Origin of the sequence: Pseudomonas gorinensis, assembly GCF_042015035.1 — a bacterium.
In the GTDB taxonomy this organism is placed as follows: domain Bacteria; phylum Pseudomonadota; class Gammaproteobacteria; order Pseudomonadales; family Pseudomonadaceae; genus Aquipseudomonas; species Aquipseudomonas gorinensis.
Window position 1 is genome coordinate 5,318,470 of the sequence record NZ_CP167125.1, and the last position, 24,207, is coordinate 5,342,676.

A 24,207-nucleotide genomic window follows, 5' to 3' on the forward strand; every position below is an offset into this window, starting at 1 on the left:
TGTTGTTCAATCAACTGCGTGTGTGGCCTGGCATCGATTTGACGGCACCGCTGGCGATCAACTCGGCCAGTTCAGCGACATCAAGCAACGCGCACATATGTTCGATCACGGTGCCCGCCAACCAGGGGCGCTGGCCCCGGTGGCTGCGCCATTTGATTTCATTCGGATCCAGGCGCAACGAGCGGCTGACTTGATGCACCGCCAGCCCCCACTCATAGCCTTGCACCGAAATCACGTATTGCAAGCCCTGGCGGAAATCATCGCGGTAGCGATCGGGCATCACCCAGCGCGCGGTGTCCAGCACCTTGAGGTTGCCGGCCTGGCTGGGCAGGATGCCGAGGAACCACTCCGGTTGCCCGAACAGTGGCGTCAGCTCCTGGCCTTCCAGGGAATAAATCGAGCCCAGGCACACCAGCGGTACCGCCAGGGTCAAGCCGGCCACGTCGAACAACAGGCATTCGAACGGCTCGGCAGCCCACGACGGGCGATCATCACCACTGACCGGCGGCGGTGTGATACTCGGTGGCAAGTGGACTTCGACCACCGGTTCGACCACCACGGGCGCCACCACCACAGGGGCGCTCGGCATCACCGGCGCGGCGACGGGCACCGCCCGCGCATCCCGCGCCTGCTCTTCCAGCACGGCCAGTTGAAACTCATCCAGCGTGCTTTGCGGCGGTTCCTGCACGGCCGGTTCCAGCACCAGGATCGGTTCCGGCAGTTCTTCGGCGGTGGCTTCCTGCAGCAAGGCATCCAGGTAGGATTCCAGTGCCAGTTGCGGCCGGGTCTTGAGTTCGACGGGACGGTTCATCACGCCACCTGCGGCACAAGCTGTTGGGACAGCAGGTGCTTGAGCAATGCGCGGTAAGCCAGCACGCCACGGCTCTTGGGGTCGAATTGCGACGGTGCCAGGCCCGCGCGGCTGGCGTCACGCAGGCGCGTGTCCACCGGGATATAGCCATTCCAGATGGTCTCCGGGTAGGCGTCGCGCAGCACGCGTAAAGTGCCAAGGGAGGCTTGGGTACGGCGGTCGAACAAGGTCGGCACGATGCTGTACGGCAGCGCCTGTTTGCGCGAACGGTTGATCATCGCCAGGGTGCTGACCATGCGCTCCAGGCCTTTGACCGCCAGGTGCTCGGTCTGTACCGGGATCACCAGTTGCTGGCTGGCGGCCAAGGCGTTGACCATCAGCACCCCCAGCAACGGCGGGCTGTCGATGATTGCGTAGTCGAAGTCCTGCCACAGTTGCGCCAGGGTCTTGGCGATCACCAGGCCCAAGCCGCTTTGCCCCGGCGACTGGCGCTCCAGGGTGGCCAGGGCGGTACTGGACGGTAGCAGGGAAATGCTTTCGTTACTGGTAGGCAACAGCAATTGGCCAGGCAAATCGCTCGGCACACTGCCCTTGTGCAGGAACAAGTCGTAGTTGCTGTGTTCCAGGGCATCCGGGTCGTAACCGAAATAGCTGGTCATCGAGCCATGGGGGTCGAGGTCGACCACGACCACACGCTTGCCCGCCTCAGCCAGCAAGCCGGCTAAGGCGATGGAGGTGGTGGTCTTGCCGACTCCACCTTTTTGATTGGCAACTGCCCAGACTCTCATTCGGTTGGTTCCTCCCGGTGGGCGTAGACGCGACCGAGACATTGCATAAAGTTATTGAGCCGGTGACGGAGAATTGACGGAGCTTTGACGCACCGGCGGTTTTGCAAGGGCTGGTGCAGTTTGTGTGCCAGCCCGCTTCAAGGCCGCGTCCGGTGTTGCATTGGCGGTGCCGGTACCGGTCAGGCTGCGGCGTACATCCAGGTTACGTGACACCACCAGCACCACGCGGCGGTTACGCGCGCGGCCTTCCACCGTGGCGTTGTTGGCCACCGGCTGGAACTCGCCATAGCCCACCGACGCCAGCCGCCCGGGGTTCACACCCTGCATGGCCAGCATGCGTACGATGCTGGCGGCACGGGCCGAGGACAGCTCCCAGTTGGTCGGGTATTGCGCGGTGCTGATCGGGATATTGTCGGTAAAGCCTTCGACATGGATCGGGTTTTCAAACGGCTTGAGGATCGCCGCCAGCTTGTCGATGATCGTAAACGCCTGGTCGCTCGGCATCGCATCGGCGCTGGCGAACAGCAGGCTGGAATTGAGTTCGATCTCCACCCACAACTCATTGCCGCGCACGGTCATCTGGTTGGAACTGATCAGGTCGCCAAATGCGGCGCTGATGTCGTCGGCGATGCTTTTCAGCGGGTCGCTGGTGCCACCCACGCCAGCCGCGGTTTCATCGCTGTCGTTGACCAGCGGCTTGGCCGGGGTCACGGTCTTGGGCCGCTCCTCACCGATGGGGATGGGCTTGAGCGAGCGATCGGCGTCGTTGAATACGCCGATCAACGCCTGTGAAATCACTTTGTACTTGCCTTCGTTGATCGACGAGATGGAATACATCACCACGAAAAACGCGAACAGCAAGGTGATGAAGTCCGCGTAGGACACCAGCCAGCGTTCGTGGTTGACGTGTTCTTCAGGCTCGCGACGGCGACGGCTCACAGACGATTACCTCCGCACAACGAATCACCTGTAGGAGCGAGCTTGCTCGCGAAAAATCCGAGAGCCACGCGTTCATCCAGGATGCCCGCGTTATCGTTGACCCTTTTCGCGAGCACGCTCGCTCCTACACCTTTCATGTACATCAATCCATGAAGCCCTGGAGCTTCAATTCGATGGAGCGCGGGTTCTCGCCCTCGGCAATCGAGAGGATGCCTTCGAGCAGCATCTCGCGGTAACGGGACTGGCGCATGGCGATCGACTTGAGCTTGCTGGCCACCGGCAACAGCACCAGGTTGGCACTCGCCACACCGTAGATGGTGGCGACGAACGCCACGGCAATGCCGCTGCCCAGTTGCGAAGGGTCGGCGAGGTTGCCCATCACGTGGATCAGGCCCATTACCGCACCGATGATGCCGATGGTCGGCGCGTAGCCGCCCATGCTTTCAAAGACTTTGGCCGCGTTGATATCGCGGCTTTCCTGGGTGTAGAAGTCCACTTCCAGGATGCTGCGGATTGCTTCCGGCTCGGCGCCGTCCACCAGCAATTGCAGGCCCTTGCGCGCGTAGCTGTCAGGCTCGGCATCGGCCACGCCTTCCAGGCCCAGCAGGCCTTCCTTGCGAGCGGTGAGGCTCCAGTTGACCACCCGATCGATGCCACCCGGAAGGTCGACGCGTGGCGGAAAAATAATCCATATCAGGATCTGCATGGCGCGCTTGAATGAGCTCAAGGGCGACTGCAGCAACGCGGCGCCCACGGTACCGCCAATCACGATCAAGGCCGCCGGGCCGTTGGCCAATGCGCCGAGGTGACCGCCTTCGAGGTAGTTGCCGCCGATGATCGCGACAAACGCCATGGTGATACCGATCAGGCTCAAGACATCCATCAGAGGCAAGCCTCCACCAGATACTTGCCGATGTCGTCGAGGCTGTAGACGGCGTCGGCCAGGTCCGCCTTGACGATGGCCATGGGCATGCCATAGATCACGCAGCTGGCTTCATCCTGGGCCCAGATCGCACTGCCACCCTGCTTGAGCAACCGCGCGCCTTCACGGCCGTCGGCGCCCATGCCGGTGAGGACCACCGCCAGAACTTTGTCGCCGTAGGACTTGGCCGCCGAACCAAAGGTGATATCCACGCACGGCTTGTAGTTGAGGCGTTCATCGCCTGGCAGGATTTTGATCGCGCCACGGCCATCGACCATCATCTGCTTGCCACCCGGCGCCAGCAGCGCCAGGCCAGGGCGCAGGATGTCGCCATCCTCGGCTTCCTTGACGCTGATACGGCAGAGCTTGTCCAGGCGTTCAGCGAACGCTTTGGTGAAGGCCGCAGGCATGTGCTGGATCAACACGATCGGCGCCGGGAAGTTGGCCGGCAACTGGGTCAATACCCGTTGCAGCGCCACCGGGCCGCCGGTGGACGTGCCAATGGCCACCAACTTATAAGCCTTGCGCTTGGGCGCTGGCGAATAGGCGCTGGGCGCCGACGCACGGGCCGGGGCCACGGCTGGCCGGGCAACAGGCGCCGGGGCCGGACGACCGAACGCGGTGCTGGTGGGCGCAGCCGGGGGCGCGACCGGTGCTGCGGGTGCCGGTGCAGGCGCACTGAACAGGCTGCGACGGTTGCTGCGGGAAATGCTGTGCACCTTCTCGCACAGCATCTGCTTGACCTTCTCGGGGTTGCGCGAGATGTCTTCGAAGTTCTTCGGCAGGAAATCCACCGCGCCAGCATCCAGCGCATCCAGGGTGACCCGGGCGCCTTCGTGCGTCAGCGAGGAGAACATCAATACCGGGGTCGGGCAGCGCTGCATGATGTGCCGGACTGCCGTGATGCCATCCATCATCGGCATTTCGTAGTCCATGGTGATCACGTCCGGCTTCAACGCTATGGCCTGATCAATCGCCTCTTTGCCGTTGGTGGCCGTACCGACCACCTGGATGGTTGGATCGGCGGAAAGAATTTCCGAGACGCGGCGGCGGAAGAAACCCGAATCGTCCACCACCAGGACCTTGACTACCATAAACACTCCGTTAGGCGGGACGGGCAATACCGCCCTGCCCCACCAGAATCAAATACGCCGTGCGGCGTAACGCTTGAGCATGCTCGGAACATCGAGAATCAGCGCGATCCGACCGTCACCGGTGATGGTCGCGCCCGACATGCCCGGGGTTCCCTGCAGCATTTTGCCCAAAGGCTTGATGACCACTTCTTCCTGGCCCACCAGTTGATCGACCACAAAGCCGATACGCTGGGTGCCCACCGAAAGGATCACCACGTGGCCTTCGCGCTGCTCTTCATGGGCAGCCGATGCCACCAGCCAGCGCTTGAGGTAGAACAATGGCAGCGCCTTGTCGCGCACGATCACCACTTCCTGGCCGTCCACCACGTTGGTGCGTGACAGGTCGAGGTGGAAGATCTCGTTGACGTTGACCAGTGGGAAGGCGAAGGCCTGGTTGCCCAGCATCACCATCAGGGTCGGCATGATCGCCAGGGTCAACGGCACCTTGATGACGATTTTCGAGCCCTGGCCCTTGGTCGAGTAGATATTGATCGAGCCGTTGAGCTGGCTGATCTTGGTCTTCACCACGTCCATGCCCACGCCACGGCCCGACACGTCGGAAATCTCGGTCTTGGTCGAGAAGCCTGGGGCGAAGATCAGGTTGTAGCACTCGGTGTCGGTCAGGCGGTCGGCGGCGTCCTTGTCCATCACGCCACGCTTGACCGCGATATTGCGCAGGATCGCCGGGTCCATGCCCTTGCCGTCATCGGTAATCGACAACAGGATATGGTCGCCCTCCTGCTCCGCCGCCAGGATCACCTTGCCGTTGCGGGACTTGCCCGAGGCTTCGCGTTCTTCCGGGGTTTCCACGCCGTGGTCGACGGCGTTGCGCACCAAGTGGACCAACGGGTCGGCCAGGGCCTCGACGAGGTTCTTGTCGAGGTCGGTTTCTTCACCCACCAGTTCCAGGTTGATTTCTTTCTTGAGCTGGCGAGCCAGGTCGCGAACCAGGCGTGGGAAGCGGCCGAAGACTTTCTTGATCGGCTGCATCCGCGTCTTCATCACGGCGGTCTGCAAGTCAGCCGTGACCACGTCGAGGTTCGACACAGCCTTTTGCATGGCTTCGTCGCCGCTGTTCAGGCCCAGGCGCACCAGACGGTTACGCACCAGCACCAGTTCGCCGACCATGTTCATGATGTCGTCCAGTCGTGCGGTATCGACCCGTACGGTGGTTTCGGCTTCACTGGCAGGCTTGTCGGCTACGGCAGCGGCAGGCGCACGCGCGGCGGCCGCGGCGGCTGGCGCTGGGGCTGGCGCCGGTTTGGCGGCAGCAGGCGCGGCGGCCTTGGCCGGTGCCGGTTTCGCGGCCACGGGGGTGGCAGTCGTCGCAGCAGCCGGGGCCACTTCGGTGAACTTGCCCTTTCCGTGCAATTCGTCGAGCAGGGCTTCGAATTCGTGATCGGAGATCAAGCCGTCGTCAGCAGGGGCCGCAGCGGCGCCCGGTGCAGCTGGCGTCGGCGCCGCGCCAGTGGCCGCGACTTCCGGCAAGGCATCGGCGGCAAAGGTGCCCTTGCCATGCAACTGGTCGAGCAACGCTTCGAATTCGTCGTCGGTGATATCGGTACTGGCCGTTGCCGCCGGCGTTTCCGGGGCAGCCGCAGTGGCCACGGCATCAGCCGCGAACTGGCCTTTGCCATGCAACTGGTCGAGCAGGGATTCGAACTCTGCGTCGGTAATGTCTTCGCTGGTCGGCTCGGCAGGCGCAGCGGCCGCGGGTGCGGGTACGGCCGACGGTGCTTCAGCCTCGGCCTTGACCGCATTGAGAGAGTCGAGCAACTGCTCGAACTCGCTGTCGGTGACATCCGCTTCGGCTTCGACCACCGGCTCCGGCGCCGCTTCCACCACGGGCGCGGCCGAGGTGTCGGCAGGTTCTGCCAGGCGCGCCAGGGCGGCCAGCAGTTCCGGGGTGGCGGCGGTGATCGGGGCACGTTCGCGCACTTCGCTGAACATGCCGTTGACCGCATCCAACGCTTCGAGGATTACATCCATTAACTCCGAGTCAACGTGACGCTCACCCTTGCGCAGGATGTCGAACACGTTTTCGGCGATGTGGCAGCACTCCACCAGCTCATGGAGCTGGAGGAAGCCGGCGCCCCCTTTTACAGTATGAAAACCGCGAAAAATTGCATTGAGCAGGTTCGCATCATCCGGGCGGCTTTCCAGCTCGACCAGTTGTTCGGACAGTTGCTCTAAAATTTCGCCGGCCTCTACAAGGAAATCCTGAAGGATTTCTTCATCGGCGCCGAAGCTCATGGGTGTGCTCCTTAGAAGCCTAAACTGGATAACAGGTCATCTACGTCATCCTGACCTGACACAACGTCTTCACGTTTATCGGCATGAATCTGCGGACCTTCACCCTTGGCGAGATGTTTTTGTGGATCTTTTTCAGAGAGGATCGCTTCGCGGTCATGTTCGATGCCGGCGAAACGGTCGACCTGGCCGGCCATGAGTACCAATTTGAGCAGGTTGCTTTCCACTTCGGTGACCAACTGGGTCACACGCTTGATCACCTGACCGGTCAGGTCCTGGTAATCCTGGGCGAGCAGAATGTCATTGAGGTTGCTGGAAACCGTACGGTTTTCCTGCTCGCTGCGTGACAGGAACCCTTCGACCCGACGGGCCAGCTCACGAAACTCTTCTGCGCCGACTTCACGGCGCATGAAGCGACCCCAGTCAACGCTCAGCGCCTGGGCTTCCGTGGCCATGCCGTTGACCAGGGGCGTGGCGTTTTCCACCAGGTCCATGGTGCGGTTGGCCGCTGCCTCAGTCAGCCTGACCACATAGGACAGGCGTTCGGTGGCGTCGGTGATCTGCGAAATCTCTTCGGCTTGAGGCATGTGCGGGTCAATCTGGAAATTGACGATCGCACTGTGAAGCTCGCGTGTGAGCTTGCCCACCTCCTGGTACAGGCCGCGGTCACGGGTCTGGTTGAGCTGATGGATTAACTGCACCGCATCGCCGAACTGGCCTTTTTCAAGGCTGTCGACCAGCTGGTGAGCATGTTTTTTCAGGGTCGACTCAAAGTCGGCCTGCGATGATTCTTTTTGCTCCATAGCTCCCCCGTGGCAGCATTAGCCGTGGATGCGTTCGAAGATTTTTTCGATCTTCTCTTTCAAGGCCTGCGCAGTGAATGGTTTGACCACATAGCCGTTAACCCCGGCTTGGGCGGCTTCGATGATCTGTTCACGCTTGGCTTCGGCGGTCACCATCAGCACGGGAAGGCTGCGCAGTTTTTCGTCGGCACGCACGTGGCGCAACAAGTCGATACCCGTCATGCCCGGCATGTTCCAATCGGTTACCAGAAAGTCGATGCTCCCGCTGTTGAGGATCGGAATCGCCGTAAGGCCGTCATCCGCCTCGACCGTGTTTGTGAACCCAAGGTCACGCAACAGGTTTTTTATGATCCGCCGCATCGTTGAGAAGTCATCAACGATGAGGATTTTCATGTTCTTGTCCAATTCGACCTCCAAGCAGTCTTAAACGCGCCCAGCACCTGGACGCGCCATTTCAATCAACAGGCGTTACACAAAAAGGACTGCCCAGGGCACCACGGTTAGCCCCCGCGGCGGCCAAGGCCCTCGCGGTTGCGTCTGCAGTGTCCCCACACTGCCTGTCAGCGCGCGCGCCACTCTCCCAATCGCCCCCGCAAGCGGGCCGCGCACTGGCTGTGCAGCTGGCTGACACGCGATTCGCTGACCCCCAGGACCTCACCGATTTCCTTGAGGTTCAGCTCTTCGTCGTAGTACAGCGCCAACACCAGTCGCTCACGCTCCGGCAAATTGGCAATTGCGTCGGCCAATGCGCCCTGGAAGCGTTCATCCTCCAGGTCACGCGACGGCTCCATATGCGTACTCGCGCCGTCCTCGTGCAACCCTTCGTGTTCGCCGTCCTGCAACAGGTCGTCGAAACTGAACAGGCGGCTGCCCAAGGTATCGTTCAAAATCCCGTAATAATCGTCGAGACTCAATTGGAGTTCGGCCGCAACTTCATGATCTTTAGCGTCGCGACCGGTTTTTGCTTCAATTGACCGAATTGCGTCACTGACCATGCGCGTATTGCGGTGTACCGAACGCGGCGCCCAATCGCCTTTACGCACCTCATCGAGCATCGCGCCACGGATACGGATACCCGCATACGTCTCGAAACTCGCGCCCTTGCTCGCGTCGTATTTGGTCGACACTTCGAGAAGGCCGATCATGCCGGCCTGGATCAGGTCTTCGACCTGGACACTGGCGGGGAGGCGTGCCAGCAAGTGATAGGCGATGCGTTTGACCAAAGGCGCGTAACGCTCGATCAACTCACCCTGACTGTCACGGGCGGACTTCTTGTAGGCGTTGTAGCCGGTCGCTGTCATAGCACGGGTCCTGCGCTCGTCTGATGCACCAATCGCTCGACGAAAAACTCCAGATGCCCCCGAGGGTTAGCGGGCAACGGCCAAGTATCGACCTTCTGAGCAATAGCCTTGAACGCCAAGGCGCATTTCGAACGAGGGAACGCTTCGTAGACTGCACGCTGCTTTTGCACAGCCTTGCGCACACACTCGTCATAGGGAACTGCGCCGACGTATTGTAGGGCGACATCGAGAAAGCGATCCGTGACCTTGGTCAACTTGGCGAACAGGTTGCGGCCTTCCTGCGGGCTTTGGGCCATGTTGGCCAGCACGCGGAAGCGGTTCATGCCGTAGTCGCGGTTAAGCAGTTTGATCAGGGCATAGGCGTCGGTGATCGAGGTTGGTTCATCGCAGACCACCAGCAACACTTCCTGCGCGGCGCGCACGAAGCTGACCACCGACTCGCCGATCCCGGCGGCGGTGTCGATCACCAGCACGTCGAGGTTGTCGCCGATATCGCTGAACGCCTGGATCAGACCGGCATGCTGCGCCGGGCTCAGGTGCACCATGCTCTGGGTGCCCGAGGCGGCCGGTACGATACGGATCCCACCGGGGCCCTGGAGCAGCACATCACGCAGCTCACAGCGGCCCTCGATCACATCGGCGAGGGTATGTTTGGGCGTCAGTCCCAGCAGAACGTCGACATTCGCCAGCCCCAGGTCAGCATCCAGCAGCATGACGCGACGGCCAAGCTCTGCCAGCGCCAGGGACAAATTCACTGACACGTTAGTTTTCCCGACGCCACCTTTGCCGCCGGTCACCGCGATCACCTGTACGGGATGCATGCTGCCCATTTTATTTCTTTACCTTGTCTTGCTTAGACGCAGGCTACATGGCTTGGCCGCGTGAATCGCTTGCAGACCATCGATGTAGATACATTTCACGGTGTTCATACTGACTCAACCCACCCGTTTTGCCGGGTTGTGGTAGAGGTCAGCGAACATGTCGGCCATCGCTTCCTCGCTAGGCTCTTCTTGCATTTGCACGCTGACGGCACGGCTGACCAACTGATGACGGCGCGGCAGATGCAGGTCATCCGGGATCCGCGGCCCGTCGGTCAGGTAGGCGACCGGTAGTTCATGACTGATGGCCAGGCTCAACACCTCGCCCAGACTCGCCGTTTCATCAAGCTTAGTCAGGATGCAGCCGGCCAGCCCGCAGCGCTTGTAGCTATGGTACGCAGCGGTAAGAACTTGTTTTTGGCTGGTGGTTGCAAGCACCAGGTAATTTTTAGACTTGATGCCACGCCCGGCCAGGCTTTCCAGTTGCAGGCGCAAGGCCGGGTCGCTGGCTTGCAGCCCCGCGGTGTCGATCAGCACCACGCGTTTACGCAGCAACGGGTCGAGCGCGTTGGCCAGCGACTGGCCCGGGTCGACGTGGGTCACCGACACATTGAGGATGCGACCCAGGGTCTTGAGTTGCTCCTGGGCGCCGATACGGTAGCTGTCCATGCTCACCAGCGCGATATTCGAAGCGCCGTATTTGAGCACATAACGGGCCGCCAGCTTGGCCAGGGTGGTGGTCTTGCCCATGCCGGCAGGGCCGACCATGGCGATCACGCCGCCCTCTTCCAGGGGTTCGATTTCCGGGGTGGCGATCATCCGCGCCAGGTGGGCCAGCAACATGCGCCAGGCCTGGCGAGGTTCTTCGATTTCGGTGGTCAGCGCCAACAGGTCGCGGGACAACGGGCCAGACAGGCCGATGCGTTGCAGGCGACGCCAGAGGTTAGCCTGGTGCGGTTTGCTGCCTTGCAACTGGGTCCAGGCCAGCGAGCCCAACTGCACTTCCAGCAATTCACGCAGGCCGTTGAGTTCAAAGCGCATCGAATCGAACACGCGCTGGTCGACTGCGGCAGCCGGCGCGGGCGCTGCAGGACGTGGCGGTTCTTTGAACGTAGGTTCGACCAGCGGCTCGGCAGCGGTCAGCGGCAAGCCGGCGAACAACTGGCGATTGGTGGTGGCATCGCTGTCACCCCGCATGCTCAGCTCAGCCTGGGCCGACACAATGCGCGAGGCGGTCTTGCGCAGCTCGTCTTCGAGTTCCATGTTCGGCACGCGCGGGGCCAGCGCCGAAGGGGTGTAATCCAGGGCAGCCGTCAGCTCGACACCGCCAGCAATACGGCGGTTACCGATAATCGCAGCGTCGGCGCCCAGCTCATCACGGACCAGTTTCATGGCCTGACGCATATCGGCGGCGAAAAAACGCTTTACTTGCATAACCCACTACCTCAGCCGTTGGGCCCAACTGTCGCGACGATGGTCACTTGCTTATTGTCAGGAATTTCCTGGTAAGCCAATACGTGCAAATTCGGTACTGCCAGGCGTCCAAACCGCGACAACATCGCTCGGACCGGGCCTGCTACCAACAGAATCACCGGCTGGCCCTGCATTTCCTGGCGCTGCGCCGCGTCGATCAACGAACGCTGCAGCTTTTCAGCCATGCTCGGCTCCAGCAGGACACCCTCTTCCTGGCCAAGTCCGGCCTTCTGAATACTATTGAGCAATATTTGTTCCAACCTTGGTTCCAAGGTGATCACAGGCAGCTCGGAGTCAAGCCCCACAATGCTTTGCACGATTGCGCGGGACAATCCGACACGCACCGCAGCCACCAGCGCGGCAGTATCTTGACTCTTGGCGGCATTGTTGGCGATAGCCTCGGCGATGCTGCGAATATCGCGTACCGGCACCTGTTCGGCGAGCAACGCCTGCAGCACTTTGAGCAGCTGCGACAGCGACAGCACGCCCGGCACCAGCTCTTCGGCCAGTTTTGGCGAGGCTTTGCTGAGCAACCCCATCAATTGCTGGACTTCTTCGTGGCCGATCAGCTCGTGTGAGTGCTTGTACAGAATCTGGTTGAGGTGGGTGGCGACCACGGTGCTGGCGTCCACCACGGTGTAACCCAGCGACTGCGCCTGGCTGCGTTGGCTGATTTCGATCCACACCGCTTCCAGGCCAAAAGCCGGATCTTTGGCGGTAATGCCGTTGAGCGTGCCGAACACCTGGCCGGGGTTGATCGCCAGTTCGCGGTCGGGGTAGATCTCGGCTTCCGCGAGGATCACGCCCATCAGGGTCAGGCGGTAGGCGCTGGGGGCCAGGTCGAGGTTGTCGCGGATGTGTACGGTGGGCATCAGGAAGCCCAGGTCCTGGGACAGCTTCTTGCGCACCCCCTTGATCCGCGCGAGCAATTGCCCACCCTGGTTGCGGTCGACCAGCGGAATCAGGCGGTAGCCGACTTCCAGGCCGATCATGTCGATCGGGGTCACGTCGTCCCAGCCCAATTCCTTGGTTTCCTGGGCACGGGCCGGGGATGGCAGCAGTTCCTGCTGGCGCGCGATCTCTTGCTGGGCCTTCACCTTGATCGTGTTCTGTTTTTTCCAGAACAGGTAGGCGCCACCCGCAGCCATGGCCGCCATGCTGAGGAACGACACATGGGGCATGCCGGGCACGAGCCCCATGATCGCCATGATGCCCGCCGCCACGGCCAGCGCCTTGGGCGAGGCAAACATCTGCCGGCTGATCTGCTTGCCCATGTCTTCGGAGCCCGACGCACGGGTCACCATGATCGCCGCAGCTGTAGATAACAACAGTGATGGCAATTGCGCCACTAAACCGTCACCGATGGTCAGCAAGGCATACACCTTGCCGGCATCGCCGAAGGTCATGCCGTGCTGGAAGATCCCGACCGCCATGCCGCCGATCAGGTTGATGAACAGAATCAACAGGCCCGCGATGGCGTCACCGCGTACAAACTTACTGGCGCCGTCCATGGAGCCATAGAACTCGGCTTCCTGGGCCACTTCCAGGCGGCGCGACTTGGCCTGGTTCTGATCGATCAGGCCAGCGTTGAGGTCGGCGTCAATGGCCATTTGCTTGCCGGGCATGGCGTCGAGGGTAAAGCGCGCGCTCACCTCGGAAATCCGCCCGGCACCCTTGGTCACCACCACGAAGTTGATGATCATCAGGATCGCGAACACCACGATACCGACCACGTAGTTACCGCCGATCACCACCTCACCGAAGGCCTGGATCACCTTGCCTGCGGCAGCATGGCCGTCCTGGCCGTGGAGCATCACCACCCGCGTGGAGGCCACGTTCAGCGCCAGCCGCAGCAGGGTCGCAATCAGCAGGATCGTCGGGAACACCGCGAAATCCAGCGGCCGCAGGGCATACACGCAGACCAACAGGACGACGACGGACAAAGCGATGTTGAAGGTGAAGAACACATCGAGCAGGAACGGCGGCATCGGCAACATCATCATTGCCAGCATCACCAGCAACAACAACGGCACACCCAGGTTGCCCCGTGACAAATCAGTCAGGGTGCCACGGGCCGTGCTGAGCATTTGAGAGCGATCTACCACCGGTATTCCCCGTATCCCTTAAAGCAAACTTTTGACGCCAGTTGGCGACTTGAAGGCGGTATTGCAAGAAGCCTTCCAACTTTGCTTTTGAGGGTATGGATCGCTACAGGCGCCCGAGTTCTACCGGATATACACCGTTCAAATGTGGGAGGGGCGGTGCGACGATTCGACTTGCCCCCGATTGCAGTGTGTCAGGCCAAGAACAGGTGACTGATGCGCCGCTATCGGGGGCAAGCCCCCTCCCACCTATCGGAGGTGCATCCATCCGTTGCCACCTGGGATATGCCGGGGTCATTGAATTGGGCGGGGCAAAACGCGAAGGTGCGCTGGGCGTTGCGCAGTTGATCGGGCTGGCAAAGCTGCTGGCTGACAGAGTGCTGGAGGACAGCGAGCACTTGATGGCCTGATGGCTGATCGTTCCTGCAGCACCCTGCAGGAACGATCATCAAGCTCATAGGACACGTACGTTGGCAGCCTGCGGGCCCTTTTGGCCTTGAGTGACCTCGAACTCGACCTTTTGATTCTCCTCAAGGCTTTTGTAACCCGCAGACTGAATCGTCGAGTAGTGGACAAAAAGATCCGGACTGCCGTCGTCGGGAGTGATGAAGCCAAACCCCTTCTCTGCGTTGAACCACTTCACAGTACCCGTAGCCATAGCCGTTCTCCGAACACTTCAATTAAGGACCTGCACAGGTGTCGTCAGATCAGTTTTACGTCATAGGCATAGATGCCATCCGGTCGATGGATCATCAGGAACGAGACTTTCTGCCCCTTCGAAAGCCTGTGTCCACCCGAGCCGCGCCGATCTACTGACACGTCGTCCCCGCCTTCATCCGGCGCAATAGAGCCCTTGCCGGTCTTCTGGTTATAAGCTTTGACTCTGCCTGTAAATGGCTTCATCACTTCACATCCTGCATCTTGTTGCGCAGTGCCTGAGGCAATAGAAACGCGATAAGGCGATGGTGGCTACTGTCAAAGTTGACAGGTTGAGGGGTGTTTGCGATGAGCGGTCATAGGGGAAGGAGAGCACATTTGTGGCGAGCGGGCTTGCCCCGCGTCGGGCTGCGAAGCGGCCCCAAAAACAGACACTGAGTTGCGCCTGAAGGACTGCAGTGTTCCTGCCGGGGCTGCTTCGCAGCCCGACGCGGGGCAAGCCCGCTCGCCACAGTCAACCTGCTTGCCACAGCCAACCTGCTTGCCACGGTCAGCCTGCTTGCCACAATAGGCCGGCTTGCCACAGAGAATGTGATCAAGAATCCCGGCGCAGGTCTGGCGGGATCGGCAGGTCCTTGAGCGGATCAGGGCGCTTGCCCTTGCCTGCGCGGTATTGGCGGATCTGGTAGACATACGCCAACACCTGCGCAACGGCCAGGTACAACCCGGCGGGGATTTCCTGGTCGAGGTCGGTGGAGTAGAAGATCGACCGCGCCAGCTCCGGCGACTCCAGCAGCAGGATGTCGTTGGCCACGGCGATTTCGCGGATTTTCAGCGCGGTAAAGTCGCTGCCCTTGGCCAGCAGCATCGGCGCGCCGCCTTTCTCCGGGTCGTACTTGAGCGCGACGGCGTAGTGGGTCGGGTTGGTGATGACCACGTCGGCGTCGGGCACCGCGGCCATCATCTTGCGCTGGGACATTTCGCGTTGCAGCTGGCGAATACGTTGCTTGACCTCAGGACGGCCCTCCTGGTCCTTGTGCTCGTCGCGCACTTCCTGCTTGGTCATCAGCAGTTTCTTGTGGCTTTCCCACAACTGGATCGGCGCATCCACCGCGGCGATCAGGATCAACCCTGCGGCCATCCACAGCGCGCTCCAGCCCACCACTTGCACGCTGTGAATGATCGCGGACTCCAGCGGTTCATGAGCAATGCGCAGCAGGTCGTCGATGTCGGAGGACAATACCACCAGCGCCACGAACAGGATCAGGATGAACTTGGCCAGGGCCTTGAGCAGTTCCACCAGGGCCTTGCTGGAAAACATGCGCTTGAGCCCGGCTGCCGGGTTCATCCGGCTGAACTTGGGCGCCATGCTGCTCGCGGCGAACAGCCAGCCGCCCAGGGCGACCGGACCGATCAGCGCAGCCAGCAGCAACGTGATCAGGATCGGTTGCACCGCCAGGATCGCGATCTTCCCTGAATGCAGCAGGTATTGCCCCATGGCACCGGGGCTAAGGAGTACTTCACGGGGCAAGGTGAAGTTGAGTTTCATCAGCTCCATCAGGTCCAGCGCCAGGCCGCCGCCATAGATCAGCAAGGCGCCGGACCCGGCCATCATGGTCGCAACGGTGTTGAGCTCCTTGGAACGGGCAATCTCGCCCTTCTCCCTGGAGTCCTTTTTGCGCTTCTCCGTGGGGTCTTCTGTTTTGTCCTGGCCACTCTCGCTCTCGGCCATAGCTCAGCGCGCCCGTGCCAGATCACGTAAGAACTGCAGGGCGTCGGTCGCCAGCGGTTGATACTGATTGAGAATGTCAGCCATGCCGACCCAGAAAATCCCCATGCCCAGCACCAGGGTCAACGGGAAACCAATCGAAAAGATGTTCAGTTGCGGCGCCGCGCGGGTCATCACGCCGAACGCGATGTTGACCACCAGCAGCGCGGTGATGGCCGGCAACACCAGCAGCAGCGATGCGCCCAACACCCAGCTCAGGCGCCCCACCAGTTCCCAGAAATGATTGACCACCAACCCCGAGCCCACCGGCAAGGTGGTGAAGCTTTCGGTCAGCACCTCGAACACCACCAGGTGGCCGTTCATGGCCAGGAACAGCAAGGTCACCAGCATGGTCAGGAACTGTCCGATCACCGCCGCCGACACGCCGTTGGTGGGGTCGACCATGGAGGCGAAGCCCATGCCCATCTGGATCGAGATGATTTGCCCGGCAATCACGAACGCCTGGAAGAACAGTTGCAGGGAGAAGCCAAGCAGCGAGCCGATCAGGATCTGTTCGGCAATCAGCATCAGCGCACTGAGGTCCAACGCATTGACCGGCGGCATCGGCGGCAGGCCGGGTACCAGCACCACGGTAATCGCCACGGCGAAATACAGGCGGATGCGGCGTGGCACCAGGGTAGTCCCGAACACCGGCATGCTCATCAGCACCGCCGTGACGCGAAACAGCGGCAGGATGAAGGACGCCACCCAGGTACTGATCTGGGTATCGGTCAAGGCCAGCAGCGATTGCATGGGCTCAGCCGATCAACTGCGGAATACTGCCATACAGCTGCAGGATGTATTCCATGAAGGTTTGCACCAGCCACGGGCCGGCGACGATCAGCGTGATCAGCATCACCAGCAGGCGCGGCAGGAAGCTCAAGGTTTGTTCGTTGATCTGGGTCGCGGCCTGGAACATCGCCACCAGCAGGCCAACCAACAGGCTCGGCACGACCAGCACCGCCACCATCATGGTGGTCAGCCACAGCGCTTCACGGAACAGGTCGACCGCTACTTCTGGAGTCATGTCGCTACACTCCGCCGAAACTGCTGGCCAACGTGCCGATAATCAGCGCCCAGCCGTCCACCAGCACAAACAGCATGATCTTGAACGGCAACGAAATAATCAGCGGCGACAGCATCATCATACCCATGGCCATCAGCACGCTCGCCACCACCAGGTCGATGATCAGGAACGGGATAAAGATCATGAAGCCGATCTGGAACGCAGTCTTCAGTTCAGAGGTGACGAACGCCGGCACCAGGATGGTCAGCGGCGCCTGGTCCGGGGTGGCGATGTCGGTCCGCTTGGACAGGCGCATGAACAACTCCAGGTCGCTGGAGCGGGTCTGCGACAACATGAAGTCCTTGATCGGGCCCTGAGCCTTGTCGATCGCGTCCTGGGCGGTCATTTTCTCCGCCAGGTAGGGCTGCAGGGCTTGCTGGTTCACTTTGTCGAACACCGGGGCCATGATGAACAGCGTGAGGAACAACGCCATGCCGGTGAGGATCTGGTTCGAAGGGGTCTGCTGCAGGCCCAGGGCCTGGCGCAGGATCGAGAAGACGATGATGATCCGCGTAAAGCTGGTCATCAGCATGACAAACGCCGGGATAAAGCTCAGCGCGGTCATGATCAGCAGGATCTGCAGGCTGACCGAATACTCCTGGGCTCCGGCCGCGTTGGTACCCAGGGTGATCGCCGGGATCGACAACGGGTCGGCGGCCAACGCCAGTGGCGCGACCAGCCACAGCATGAGCGTCAATAAAACGCGCATTACTTCTTATCCTTCTGATCCTTGCCCAGCAACTCCATCAGGCGCTGGGCGAATTCTGGCGTGGCGGGCTGGGACGCGTCCACGTTCACCGGGGTCTTGAGCACATGCAGCGGGGTGATGCGGCCGGGGGTTATACCCAGCAGAATCTGCTCCTCGCCCACCTGCACCAGCACCAGCCGATCACGTGGGCCGAGGGCGCGCGAGCCGATCATCTCGATGACCTGGGCATTGCCCGGGCCGATGTTCTGCACACGGCGCATCAGCCAGGCCAGCACAAAGATCAAGCCGACCACCAGCAACAGGCCCAGCACCAGCTGGGTCAGTTGCCCGCCGACGCCACCGCCCACCGGCGCAACGGCGGCCTGGGCCACCGGCTCGGCGGCCCAGGCCGCCAATGGCAGCGCGACTAACAGTCCCACCATCAGCCGTTTCATATCAGCGCAACTTCTTGATGCGTTCGCTCGGGCTGATCACGTCGGTCAGGCGGATGCCGAACTTTTCGTTGACCACCACCACTTCGCCATGGGCGATCAGGGTGCCGTTGACCAGCACGTCCAGCGGCTCGCCGGCCAGGCGGTCCAGCTCGATCACCGAGCCCTGGTTGAGTTGCAGCAGGTTGCGGATGTTGATGTCGGTGCTGCCCACTTCCATGGAGATCGACACCGGGATATCGAGAATCACATCCAGGTTCGGGCCATCGAGGGTCACCGGCTCGTTGTTCTTCGGCACGCTGCCGAACTCTTCCATCGGCAGGCGCTTGCCGGCCGGCGCGGTGGCGGCGTCAGCGGCCAGCAATGCGTCAATATCGTCCTGGCCGACATCACCGGTTTCTTCCAGGGCCGCGGCCCATTCGTCGGCCAGGGCCTGGTCTTCGGCGGAAGTGCTTTCGTGTTCGGTAGCCATTACATGTCCTCGGCGAAGCAAACATTCATAAATGGGGGTGCATCAATCGGGGTGGCTCAGCGACGGTTGATCGCCTCGACCACTTGCAGCGCCAGGTTGCCCTTGTGGGAACCGAGCTTGACCTTGAACGACGGCACGCCATTGGCGCGCATGATCATTTCTTCCGGCAATTCCACTGGAATCACATCGCCTGGCTGCATGTGCAAAATATCGCGCAAGCGCAACTGGCGACGGGCCACGGTGGCGCTCAGGGGAACGTCGACGTCGAGCAGGTCTTCGCGCAGGGCCTTGACCCAGCGTTCGTCCTGGTCGTCCAGGTCGGACTGGAAACCGGCGTCGAGCATTTCGCGCACCGGCTCGATCATCGAGTACGGCATGGTCACGTGCAGGTCGCCGCCGCCGCCATCGAGTTCGATGTGGAAGGTGGACACCACAATGGCTTCGCTGGGGCCGACGATGTTGGCCATGGCTGGGTTCACTTCCGAGTTGATGTACTCGAAATTGACTTCCATGATCGCCTGCCAGGCTTCCTTCAAGTCGATGAAGGCTTGCTCCAGCACCATGCGCACCACCCGCAGTTCGGTCGGGGTGAATTCACGGCCTTCGATCTTGGCGTGACGGCCGTCGCCGCCGAAGAAGTTGTCCACCAGCTTGAACACCAGCTTGGCGTCGAGGATGAACAGCGCGGTGCCGCGCAACGGCTTGATCTTGACCAGGTTGAGGCTGGTGGGCACGTACAGCGAATGCACGTATTCACCGAACTTCATCACCTGCACGCCACCTACCGCCACGTCCGCCGAGCGGCGCAGCATGTTGAACATGCTGATACGTGTGTAGCGGGCAAAACGTTCGTTGATCATCTCCAGGGTCGGCATGCGTCCACGGACGATGCGATCCTGGCTGGTCAGGTCATAACTTTTGACGCTGCCGGGCTCGGCAGCCGTTTCGGTCTGTACCAGACCATCGTCCACGCCATGCAACAGCGCATCGATTTCATCCTGGGACAGCAGGTCTTGCACGGCCATGTCGTGATCCTACTGCAATACGAAATTAGTAAAGAGCGCCTGCTCGATCACCACTTTGCCGAGCTCCTTCTGGGCCACTTCCTGCACGCTGGCGGTGACCTTCTGGCGCAGCATTTCCTGGCCCACCGGGGTGGCCAGGGCGTCGAAGCTCTGCCCGGAGAACAGCATGACCAGGTTGTTGCGGATCACGGGCATGTGCACCTTGAGGGCATCCAGGTCGGCCTGGTTGCGCGCCAGCAAAGTGATGCTCACCTGCAGGTAGCGCTGACGGCCGTTCTGGTTGAAGTTGGCGACAAAGGCCGGAAGCATCGGCTCGAAGATTGCCGGTTGCTTGACGTTACTGGCGGTTTCGGCGGCGGGTGCCGGTTTGCTTGCACTGCTGTGCATGATGTACCAGGTGCCGCCCACAGAGGCGCCAATGGCCAGGAGCAGGCCCAGGACAATCACCAGGATAAGCTTGAGCTTGCCCTTACCCTTGCCTGCGGGTGCTGTTGCTGCGTCGTCGCTCTTCGCCATGCCAATAATCCGTCACTATTCGGGGATTCATAGATCTTCGGAAAGGCAAGAGCAAGTGTTATGCCAGAGTTGTCTGGCTGGACGCAGACGAGGGAACACCACAAATCAAGTGTGGGAGGGGGCTTGCCCCCGATAGCGGTGTATCAGTCAACTGATGGATGAACTGACACACCCTCATCGGGGGTAAGCCCCCTCCCACATTTTGTCCTATGCCAGACTTACATCAGGCGTAGTAATCGACGGCGCTGGAGCCGACCACGGTCTGGGTCACCGGCGCGACGGCCGCGGCCACCTCGGCGTGATCCGTCAAGTCACCGCCGTCACCCCGGCCGCCGCTGCCGCTCACGCCGCGCGCCTGGTTCTGCTGCTGTTGTTCCTGGCCCTGGCCCTGCCAGCCACGGGACTGGTCGGACACGTTGACGTCCACCTGGCCCATGCCCTGCTGGGCAAACATCTCCCGCAGACGGCCGGACTGGCTTTCCAGCGCCTCACGCACCACGGCGTGACCACTCATGAACGTCACTTGGGCCTGCTGGTCCGCCGTCATGTTGACCTTGATATCCAGGCGCCCCAGCTCAGCCGGCTGCAACTGGATTTCCGCCGACTTGAGGTTGGCGCTGGACAGGTACATCACGCGGTTGACCACTTCTTCTGTCCAGCCGCTCTGATGCATGGCCAACGGTGCGTTGGCCACCGGCGGCAAGGCGTTGGCGGTTTTCGGCGTGGCAGCCTGGGTCAGTGCGGCCAGGCGGTTGGCAAAATCATCGACACGCGTATCGCTGCTGGCGTTCTTCAGGTCCTTGAGGCCGCCTTCGATGAGCCCGCTGAAGGCTTTGTCGCCCCCCTGGTCGGTGCTGTCCTTGGTGGCTTGCTGGTCGACCATATTGGCCATGCCAGCGGCAAAGCTCTGTGCAGCGGTCGGTTGATCCTGAGTCGTAGTCGGTGCGGTTTTCGCCGGTGTCTGGCTGCTGGCCGACACATGACCGCCCTGCTCCATCGCCAGGCGCACGGCCGGCATGGCGTCGAGGGGGTCGGCTTCGGGGTCGAAAGCCGGTGGCTGGGGCTGATCGGTGGCGGCGACGGGTGCGGCGACCACGGGCTGGGCCTTGTCATCCTTGGCAGCGGCAACAGGCGCCGGTGCTGGCGTTTCCACCGGCGCCACTACCGGTACCGGCACCACAACCGGGGTGACCGTGGCGATCAAGGCCGGGTCGACCACGGGGTCGACTGGAGGCTGCTGCGCCAGTGTCGGATCAGTGGGCTTGTCGCCTTCACTGCTCGCGCTGTCACTGGACTTGGCCGGTACGCTGGCAGGCAAGGAATTGCCGCTATCGGCAACCGCTGGCGTGCTGGCGGCAGGTTTGTCGTTGTTGGCGGCAGGCTTATCGTTGTTCGCGACCGGTTTGGCGCTGTTGTCAGAAGGCTTGTCCCGCGTGGATTTTGGCGCGTTATCGTCGGCCTTGACCGTCGGTTTCGACGCCTGGCTGGCGAACACTTGAGCGAAGCCAGGGCCCTTGTCCCGTGGGTCCGCAGCCACTGCCGGTGGATTGGCGGCGGGCGCTTGAGCCTTGGCCGCAGGGGCAGCCTGTAGGAGCGAATTAGGGGCGACTGGCATAGGTAAAGGTCTCCACTGCATGGGGATCGGAGATGCAGTAAAAGACATACAGCAAGAGTCGGGCCAGGTTTGCAAAGGACGCCTTGATCGTTCCCCTCACCCTGGGCAACAACGCTCATCACATCTGAAAACGCTGGCGCTCCGACTCATACAGCGGCTTGACCAGCGCAAACTCATGATCGATCTGGTCGACCAAGGCCCCCAGGTCCGCCGCGGCCTCGACGGACTCGGCCTCCAGCCGCTGGCACAACTGCGCCAAGCGTACCGCCCCCAGGTTGCCGCTGCTGCCCTTGAAGCTGTGGGCAATGCGGCCCAATGCCTTGGCATCATCGCGTGCCTTGCGCAACGCTTCGACGCGCTTTTGCGAATCGTCAAGAAAGGTATCGAGCAGCTTGGGATAGTCGCCTTCCATGATTTCCTGCAAACCCGACAACACGTCTGGGTCCAGATGAACCTCAACCACTTGTTCGCTCCTTGATCAAGAATCGGCGGATTATGCCAGAGCCTCCCAGGAAAACTCCACGCAGACACTGCGCCCGCCATCGGACCAGCCTATCGCGCTGCTCAACTGGCGCACCAGGCTCAGGCCACGGCCAGACAGACGGTCGAAATCCAGCGGCCGCGCCAGCACCTGCTCCACATCGAACCCAGGGCCACTGTCTTCGACGCGCAGGGTCATCTTGCCCCCCGCGGCGGTGGGCGACACTTGTACATGCACACGCACGTAGCCGCTGTTGAGGTGCGCCAAGCGCTCATTGCGCTGGCGATAATACTGCGCAAACCCCTGGGCATCGCGCTTGAGCCGCGAGTCCAGGCCCAGCACGCCGTGCTCCAGTGCGTTGGAATACAACTCTGCCATCACCGTGTAAAGCGCCCCGCTCCGCTCCCGCAGGCCGTGGATCTCCAGCAACAGTTGCAGCAGATAGGGCAAGGGGTTGTAGCGCTTGAGGGTCTCGGCGCGAAATTCAAAACTCACCGACCAGTCCAACGGGCACGATTGGCCGCTGTCGGCATATAACAGCCCCGTCGCACGCAACGGCGGATCCGCTTGCAGGGTAATTTCCACCAGGCTGACGTCGTCCCGCGCCTCTCCGCGAAACGCCGCCAACGCCTGCTCGATGTCTTCGAACAGCCGCTCGGGCTCGCGATTGGACGCGAACACCTGCTGCAATCGCTCGACACCGAACAATTGTTCATTGGCATCGGCGGTATCCAGCACGCCATCCGACAGCAGAAACACGCGGTCGCCCAGGGCCATGGGCCAGACTTCAGTGCGATCATCAAACGCCTGCGCTGACAGCACCCCCAGCGGCAAATGCCGGGACAGCAGTGGCGTGCGCCGCCCAGTGGCGATGTCGTGCACATAGCCTTCGGGCATGCCGCCGTTCCACACCTCCACCGCCCGCCGCTGCGTGCTCAGGCACAACAGGGTGGCGCAGCAGAACATGTCCACCGGCAGGATGCGTTTGAGCTTGGCGTTCATCTCGCGCAGGATCTGCGCCAGGCCGTAGCCCTTGGCGGTCATGCCATAAAACACCTCGGCCAACGGCATGGCGCCCACCGCCGCCGGCAAGCCATGGCCGGTAAAGTCGCCGAGCAGCACATGCATATCACCCGACGGCGTATACGCCGCCAGCAGCAGGTCACCGTTGAACAGCGCGTAAGGCGATTGCAGGTAGCGAATATTCGGCGCGGCATTGATGCAGCCGGAATGGGCGACTTTATCGAACACCGCCTTGGCCACCCGCTGCTCGTGCAACAGGTACTCGTGGTGCCTGGCGATCAAGTCGCGCTGCTGCAACACCGTGGCTTGCAGGCGGCGCAGGCGGTCCATGGCGTTGATCTTGGCCGACAGGATCAACGGGTTGTAAGGCTTGGGCAGGAAGTCGTCGCCGCCCGCATCCAGGCACTGGGCCAGGGCTTCGCTCTGGCGCAGGGAAGTGAGGAAGATGATGGGCACCAGTGCTTCGCCGGCCAGCTGCTTGATCCGGCGCGCCGCTTCAAAGCCATCCATCACCGGCATCAGTGCATCCATCAACACCAACTGCGGGCGGTCGCGGTTAAACACCGCGACCGCTTCCTCACCATTGCTGGCCGTGAGGACTTGATGGCCCTGGCGCCGAATGATGGTCGACAGCAGCAGCAGGTCGGCGGCGCTGTCCTCGGCGATCAGGATAGTCAGCGCCTCGAGGACGGGGGCCAGGACACTCAACTGATATCGAACAGTTTGTCGAAATTGGAAATGGCGAGGATCTTGCGCACATCGGAGTTGATGTTGATCACCTGGACTTCCGCGTCGTCGCCGCCGGCATGGTCCCTGAGCAGCAGGAGCATGCCCAGTGCCGAGCTGTCCATGTAGGTGGTGTCTTTCAGGTCGACCACATACAGCTCAGGCACCTTGTAGAAACGCTCATAGGCGTCACGAAACACCTGATGGCTGCCGAAATCGAACCGGCCCTTGATAGCGATCGTCAACTTCTTCCCATCCAGGGATACTTCTGACATGACTGACATACGACTGCTTCCTTGTCATTGGCATAGACACAAGGTGTAGCAGGTGAACCGGATGTGGGCAACATTGCCAATCAAATGTAGGAGGGGGCTTGCG

General features: G+C 61.5%; 26 protein-coding genes. All 26 read right to left on the minus strand.

Annotation, left to right across the window (positions count from 1 at the left end):
• Positions 1–10: 10 nt before the first annotated feature.
• The 26 genes from AB7933_RS24005 to AB7933_RS24130 all read right to left on the minus strand — a co-directional run bounded on the left by AB7933_RS24005 (position 11) and on the right by AB7933_RS24130 (position 24,113).
• A complete protein-coding gene (locus AB7933_RS24005; protein ID WP_024076686.1) occupies positions 11–811 on the minus strand; it encodes a CheW domain-containing protein in 801 nt (266 codons plus the stop codon).
• Positions 811–1,599, minus strand: coding sequence for a ParA family protein (locus AB7933_RS24010; protein WP_024076687.1), 789 nt, complete (start codon positions 1,597–1,599; stop codon positions 811–813). Before AB7933_RS24010 ends, AB7933_RS24005 begins: the two co-directional genes overlap by 1 nt.
• 51 nt (positions 1,600–1,650) lie before the next feature.
• Entirely contained in the window at positions 1,651–2,538 is an 888-nt protein-coding gene (gene motD, locus AB7933_RS24015; RefSeq protein ID WP_024076688.1) for a flagellar motor protein MotD, read from the minus strand.
• Positions 2,539–2,680: 142 nt separating this feature from the next.
• Positions 2,681–3,421, minus strand: a complete 741-nt coding sequence (locus AB7933_RS24020) for a flagellar motor protein (RefSeq protein ID WP_024076690.1) — start codon at positions 3,419–3,421, stop codon at positions 2,681–2,683.
• A complete protein-coding gene (locus tag AB7933_RS24025) occupies positions 3,421–4,554 on the minus strand; it encodes a protein-glutamate methylesterase/protein-glutamine glutaminase (RefSeq protein WP_024076691.1) in 1,134 nt (377 codons plus the stop codon). Before AB7933_RS24025 ends, AB7933_RS24020 begins: the two co-directional genes overlap by 1 nt.
• 48 nt (positions 4,555–4,602) lie before the next feature.
• Positions 4,603–6,846: a chemotaxis protein CheA gene (locus tag AB7933_RS24030; RefSeq protein ID WP_024076692.1), complete on the minus strand. Its 2,244-nt coding sequence runs from the start codon at positions 6,844–6,846 to the stop codon at positions 4,603–4,605.
• Between the two features lie 11 nt (positions 6,847–6,857).
• Positions 6,858–7,646, minus strand: coding sequence for a protein phosphatase CheZ (locus AB7933_RS24035; RefSeq protein WP_024076693.1), 789 nt, complete (start codon positions 7,644–7,646; stop codon positions 6,858–6,860).
• An 18-nt stretch (positions 7,647–7,664) separates the two neighbouring features.
• Entirely contained in the window at positions 7,665–8,039 is a 375-nt protein-coding gene (locus AB7933_RS24040; protein WP_160385018.1) for a chemotaxis response regulator CheY, read from the minus strand.
• Positions 8,040–8,206: 167 nt separating this feature from the next.
• Positions 8,207–8,947 (minus strand): RNA polymerase sigma factor FliA, encoded by a 741-nt coding sequence (fliA, locus tag AB7933_RS24045; RefSeq protein WP_024076694.1) that lies wholly within the window; start codon positions 8,945–8,947, stop codon positions 8,207–8,209.
• Entirely contained in the window at positions 8,944–9,777 is an 834-nt protein-coding gene (gene fleN / locus AB7933_RS24050) for a flagellar synthesis regulator FleN (protein ID WP_003192912.1), read from the minus strand. Before fleN ends, fliA begins: the two co-directional genes overlap by 4 nt.
• A 105-nt stretch (positions 9,778–9,882) precedes the next feature.
• Positions 9,883–11,199: a flagellar biosynthesis protein FlhF gene (gene flhF / locus AB7933_RS24055; RefSeq protein ID WP_024076695.1), complete on the minus strand. Its 1,317-nt coding sequence runs from the start codon at positions 11,197–11,199 to the stop codon at positions 9,883–9,885.
• A gap of 11 nt (positions 11,200–11,210) precedes the next feature.
• Positions 11,211–13,325 carry a flagellar biosynthesis protein FlhA gene (gene flhA / locus AB7933_RS24060; RefSeq protein ID WP_041160990.1) on the minus strand — a complete coding sequence of 705 codons (2,115 nt, stop codon included), beginning with the start codon at positions 13,323–13,325 and terminating at the stop codon, positions 11,211–11,213.
• Positions 13,326–13,794: 469 nt separating this feature from the next.
• Positions 13,795–13,998: a transcription antiterminator/RNA stability regulator CspE gene (gene cspE / locus AB7933_RS24065; RefSeq protein ID WP_024076698.1), complete on the minus strand. Its 204-nt coding sequence runs from the start codon at positions 13,996–13,998 to the stop codon at positions 13,795–13,797.
• Positions 13,999–14,042: 44 nt separating this feature from the next.
• Positions 14,043–14,243 (minus strand): cold-shock protein, encoded by a 201-nt coding sequence (locus tag AB7933_RS24070; RefSeq protein WP_024076699.1) that lies wholly within the window; start codon positions 14,241–14,243, stop codon positions 14,043–14,045.
• A 349-nt stretch (positions 14,244–14,592) separates the two neighbouring features.
• Positions 14,593–15,729, minus strand: coding sequence for a flagellar biosynthesis protein FlhB (flhB, locus tag AB7933_RS24075; protein ID WP_024076700.1), 1,137 nt, complete (start codon positions 15,727–15,729; stop codon positions 14,593–14,595).
• Positions 15,730–15,732: 3 nt separating this feature from the next.
• Entirely contained in the window at positions 15,733–16,518 is a 786-nt protein-coding gene (gene fliR, locus AB7933_RS24080; protein WP_024076701.1) for a flagellar biosynthetic protein FliR, read from the minus strand.
• Positions 16,519–16,522: 4 nt separating this feature from the next.
• Positions 16,523–16,792 (minus strand): flagellar biosynthesis protein FliQ, encoded by a 270-nt coding sequence (fliQ, locus tag AB7933_RS24085; protein WP_003214552.1) that lies wholly within the window; start codon positions 16,790–16,792, stop codon positions 16,523–16,525.
• Between the two features lie 4 nt (positions 16,793–16,796).
• Entirely contained in the window at positions 16,797–17,540 is a 744-nt protein-coding gene (gene fliP / locus AB7933_RS24090) for a flagellar type III secretion system pore protein FliP (protein WP_024076702.1), read from the minus strand.
• Complete coding sequence (gene fliO / locus AB7933_RS24095) at positions 17,540–17,974, minus strand: flagellar biosynthetic protein FliO (protein WP_024076703.1); 435 nt, start codon at positions 17,972–17,974, stop codon at positions 17,540–17,542. The genes fliP and fliO overlap by 1 nt, the downstream gene beginning before the upstream one ends.
• 1 nt (position 17,975) lies before the next feature.
• Positions 17,976–18,443, minus strand: a complete 468-nt coding sequence (fliN, locus tag AB7933_RS24100) for a flagellar motor switch protein FliN (RefSeq protein WP_024076704.1) — start codon at positions 18,441–18,443, stop codon at positions 17,976–17,978.
• 56 nt (positions 18,444–18,499) lie between these two features.
• Positions 18,500–19,468, minus strand: a complete 969-nt coding sequence (gene fliM, locus AB7933_RS24105; protein WP_024076705.1) for a flagellar motor switch protein FliM — start codon at positions 19,466–19,468, stop codon at positions 18,500–18,502.
• 9 nt (positions 19,469–19,477) lie between these two features.
• Positions 19,478–19,984, minus strand: a complete 507-nt coding sequence (gene fliL / locus AB7933_RS24110; RefSeq protein ID WP_024076706.1) for a flagellar basal body-associated protein FliL — start codon at positions 19,982–19,984, stop codon at positions 19,478–19,480.
• 223 nt (positions 19,985–20,207) lie between these two features.
• Complete coding sequence (locus tag AB7933_RS24115; protein ID WP_024076707.1) at positions 20,208–21,599, minus strand: flagellar hook-length control protein FliK; 1,392 nt, start codon at positions 21,597–21,599, stop codon at positions 20,208–20,210.
• Positions 21,600–21,717: 118 nt separating this feature from the next.
• Positions 21,718–22,062: an Hpt domain-containing protein gene (locus AB7933_RS24120; RefSeq protein WP_024076708.1), complete on the minus strand. Its 345-nt coding sequence runs from the start codon at positions 22,060–22,062 to the stop codon at positions 21,718–21,720.
• A gap of 30 nt (positions 22,063–22,092) precedes the next feature.
• Positions 22,093–23,811, minus strand: coding sequence for an ATP-binding SpoIIE family protein phosphatase (locus AB7933_RS24125; RefSeq protein WP_024076709.1), 1,719 nt, complete (start codon positions 23,809–23,811; stop codon positions 22,093–22,095).
• Entirely contained in the window at positions 23,808–24,113 is a 306-nt protein-coding gene (locus AB7933_RS24130; protein ID WP_024076710.1) for an STAS domain-containing protein, read from the minus strand. Before AB7933_RS24130 ends, AB7933_RS24125 begins: the two co-directional genes overlap by 4 nt.
• Positions 24,114–24,207: the final 94 nt, after the last annotated feature.

Excerpts from the sequence above, each read along its gene's own strand:
- AB7933_RS24025 (WP_024076691.1), bottom strand. The coding sequence starts at position 4,554 with ATGGTAGTCAAGGTCCTGGTGGTGGACGATTCGGGTTTCTTCCGCCGC.
- fliP (WP_024076702.1), bottom strand. The coding sequence starts at position 17,540 with ATGCGCGTTTTATTGACGCTCATGCTGTGGCTGGTCGCGCCACTGGCG.
- AB7933_RS24030 (WP_024076692.1), bottom strand. The coding sequence starts at position 6,846 with ATGAGCTTCGGCGCCGATGAAGAAATCCTTCAGGATTTCCTTGTAGAG.
- fliN (WP_024076704.1), bottom strand. The coding sequence starts at position 18,443 with ATGGCTACCGAACACGAAAGCACTTCCGCCGAAGACCAGGCCCTGGCC.
- fliR (WP_024076701.1), bottom strand. The coding sequence starts at position 16,518 with ATGCAATCGCTGCTGGCCTTGACCGATACCCAGATCAGTACCTGGGTG.
- AB7933_RS24040 (WP_160385018.1), bottom strand. The coding sequence starts at position 8,039 with ATGAAAATCCTCATCGTTGATGACTTCTCAACGATGCGGCGGATCATA.
- fliA (WP_024076694.1), bottom strand. The coding sequence starts at position 8,947 with ATGACAGCGACCGGCTACAACGCCTACAAGAAGTCCGCCCGTGACAGT.
- AB7933_RS24010 (WP_024076687.1), bottom strand. The coding sequence starts at position 1,599 with ATGAGAGTCTGGGCAGTTGCCAATCAAAAAGGTGGAGTCGGCAAGACC.
- AB7933_RS24070 (WP_024076699.1), bottom strand. The coding sequence starts at position 14,243 with ATGAAGCCATTTACAGGCAGAGTCAAAGCTTATAACCAGAAGACCGGC.
- fleN (WP_003192912.1), bottom strand. The coding sequence starts at position 9,777 with ATGGGCAGCATGCATCCCGTACAGGTGATCGCGGTGACCGGCGGCAAA.
- AB7933_RS24115 (WP_024076707.1), bottom strand. The coding sequence starts at position 21,599 with ATGCCAGTCGCCCCTAATTCGCTCCTACAGGCTGCCCCTGCGGCCAAG.
- AB7933_RS24130 (WP_024076710.1), bottom strand. The coding sequence starts at position 24,113 with ATGTCAGTCATGTCAGAAGTATCCCTGGATGGGAAGAAGTTGACGATC.
- cspE (WP_024076698.1), bottom strand. The coding sequence starts at position 13,998 with ATGGCTACGGGTACTGTGAAGTGGTTCAACGCAGAGAAGGGGTTTGGC.
- flhA (WP_041160990.1), bottom strand. The coding sequence starts at position 13,325 with ATGCTCAGCACGGCCCGTGGCACCCTGACTGATTTGTCACGGGGCAAC.
- fliL (WP_024076706.1), bottom strand. The coding sequence starts at position 19,984 with ATGGCGAAGAGCGACGACGCAGCAACAGCACCCGCAGGCAAGGGTAAG.
- fliQ (WP_003214552.1), bottom strand. The coding sequence starts at position 16,792 with ATGACTCCAGAAGTAGCGGTCGACCTGTTCCGTGAAGCGCTGTGGCTG.
- AB7933_RS24005 (WP_024076686.1), bottom strand. The coding sequence starts at position 811 with ATGAACCGTCCCGTCGAACTCAAGACCCGGCCGCAACTGGCACTGGAA.
- fliO (WP_024076703.1), bottom strand. The coding sequence starts at position 17,974 with ATGAAACGGCTGATGGTGGGACTGTTAGTCGCGCTGCCATTGGCGGCC.
- fliM (WP_024076705.1), bottom strand. The coding sequence starts at position 19,468 with ATGGCCGTGCAAGACCTGCTGTCCCAGGATGAAATCGATGCGCTGTTG.
- AB7933_RS24035 (WP_024076693.1), bottom strand. The coding sequence starts at position 7,646 with ATGGAGCAAAAAGAATCATCGCAGGCCGACTTTGAGTCGACCCTGAAA.
- AB7933_RS24020 (WP_024076690.1), bottom strand. The coding sequence starts at position 3,421 with ATGGATGTCTTGAGCCTGATCGGTATCACCATGGCGTTTGTCGCGATC.
- flhF (WP_024076695.1), bottom strand. The coding sequence starts at position 11,199 with ATGCAAGTAAAGCGTTTTTTCGCCGCCGATATGCGTCAGGCCATGAAA.
- flhB (WP_024076700.1), bottom strand. The coding sequence starts at position 15,729 with ATGGCCGAGAGCGAGAGTGGCCAGGACAAAACAGAAGACCCCACGGAG.